Genomic DNA, 2,057 nt, shown 5'->3' with positions numbered 1-2,057 from the left:
CGTGAAAGCCACCGGCCCGAACGAGGTCACGGTGGTGCTCACCAGCCCCAATGCCGACCTGCCGGTGATCCTGGGCACCTTCCACTTCCTCATCGTCAAGGACGGCACCACCGACTTCAGTGCCGGCATTGGTACCGGACCCTACAAGATCAAGGAGTTCAGGCCGGGCGTGCGCACACTCGTGGTGCGAAACGGCGCCTACTGGAAGCCCGGCAAGCCCTATCTCGACGAAATCGAGTTCGTCGGCATTGCGGATGACAGTGCGCGCGTCAACGCGCTGCTGTCGGGCGGGATGGACCTGGTGGCCATGGTCAACCCCCGCGCCGTGGCCCGAGTCAAGGGTACGCCGGGCTACGCCATCCTCGTCACGCAATCGGGGCAGTACTCAGACCTGATCATGCGCAAGGACGCGGGTCCAGGCATGAGCCCGGACTTCTTGATGGGAATGAAGTACCTGCAAGACCGCGAGCAGATGAAGAAAGCCATCGCGCTCGACTATGCGGTGCTCGGCAACGATCAGCCGATCGACCCCACCAACCGCTTCTTCTTCAAGGATTTGCCGCAGCGCGCCTTCGATCCGGAGAAGGCGAAGTTCCATTTCCGCAAAGCCGGCGTGACGGGCAAGGTGCCGGTGGTGACCTCGCCCGCCGCGCTGTATTCGGTGGAGATCGCGACGGTGCTGCAGCAGACCGCGCAGCGTGTCGGCCTGGACATCGACATCAAGCGCATGCCTGCCGATGGCTACTGGTCGAATCACTGGCTCAACAGCCCCGTAGGCTTCGGCAATGTCAACCCGCGCCCCAGCGCCGACACCATTCTCACGCAGTTCTTCAAGTCCGATGCGCCGTGGAACGAATCGCGCTGGAAGAACCCCAGGTTCGACCAGCTGCTGCTGGCGGCGCGGGGCGAAACCGATACCGCCAAACGCAAGCAGTTGTATGGCGACATGCAGACCATGATCCACGAGGACGCCGGCATTGGTATCCCGCTGTTCCTGGCCAGCATCGACGCACATTCGTCGAAGCTCAAGGGCCTGTCGCCGATCCCGCTGGGGGGGCTGATGGGCTATTCGTTTGCTGAGAACGTCTGGCTGGATGCCTGATCTGGAAGGTGGCGGGAGTGCGGTAGCCTGGGTGCAGTGTGCTCTCGCAAATCCGGGGCGACGGCGCGGCCTTCTGGCATGGGTAGCCAAATGCGCCCGCCATCCCACCACACCCCGTATTGAGGACGCCTGCGACGAGCTAGCGTTCCGCCGCCGTGCCGCCAAGGCGCGGCCCTCTCAAGCGACCGGCGCAAGCCGGTCGCTTTGCATTTGAAGCCTCGGCGCCGCTGCTCTTGCGCGAGCAGGGCGAGCCACTAGCTGAAGGCAAGGGGCGAGGTTGCGACTATTCGAATGGTTTGCTGGAGAAGCCCCGCGCGCCGATGACGGCGTGACCACCGCGACTGTTCCCGGCCGGCGCGTGCTGGCGCTGCGCCGACCGGTTGGCGTCATCGCTGCGATCACGCCACGCCGTGAGAACGGGGTCAGGCGGTGACGCCGGCGGCCACTGCATCGTCGCTATGCAGATCGACTTCATCGATCCAGCCGCGGCGCAGCTCGGGCACCGAGCGCGCCAGCAGCGCATAGTAGGGGTGGTGCGGACCGCGGTCGTAGTCCGCGTGCGCGACCTGGGTCAGCTTGCGGCCATGCTGCATCACCACGATCTCGTCACAGATCGAGCGCACGGTGTGCAGGTCGTGGCTGATGAAGAGATATGAGACACCCAGTTCCTTGCGCAGCTCGGCCATCAGGTCGAGGATGGCCGCGCCGACTACCGTGTCCAGCGCCGAGGTGATCTCGTCGCACAGGATCAGCTCTGGCTCGGCCGCCAGCGCGCGGGCCAGGTTCACGCGCTGTTTCTGCCCGCCGGACAGGCCACCGGGCGTGCGCTGCGCCACGCCGGCCGGCAGCCGCACCAGATCGAGCAACTGGCGGATCCGTGCCCGTTCTGGCGGATCCGTGCCCGTTTCGCTTCGCCGCGCAGGCCGTGGAAGAACTGCAGCGGCCGCGCCAGGAT

General features: G+C 65.6%; 1 protein-coding gene and 2 pseudogenes. 2 read left to right on the top strand and 1 reads right to left on the bottom strand.

The genetic code is table 11. The annotated features are described in order from the left end of the window. On the top strand, nt 1–1,102 hold a 1,102-nt coding region (locus AC1DK4_RS40575; protein ID WP_477132261.1), incomplete at its 5' end, for an ABC transporter substrate-binding protein. Nucleotides 1,103–1,329: 227 nt separating this feature from the next. Beyond that, a pseudogene (locus AC1DK4_RS40570) lies at nt 1,330–1,508 on the top strand (aldehyde dehydrogenase family protein); the annotation flags it as partial. A 16-nt stretch (nt 1,509–1,524) separates the two neighbouring features. Here the strand turns inward: AC1DK4_RS40570 and AC1DK4_RS40565 are convergent. After that, nucleotides 1,525–2,057: pseudogene (locus AC1DK4_RS40565) on the bottom strand (ATP-binding cassette domain-containing protein); the annotation flags it as partial.

The sequence above is a fragment of the Cupriavidus sp. 05N38 genome (genome assembly GCF_056397345.1).
This window is presented reverse-complemented; position numbering and strand designations above follow the sequence as displayed.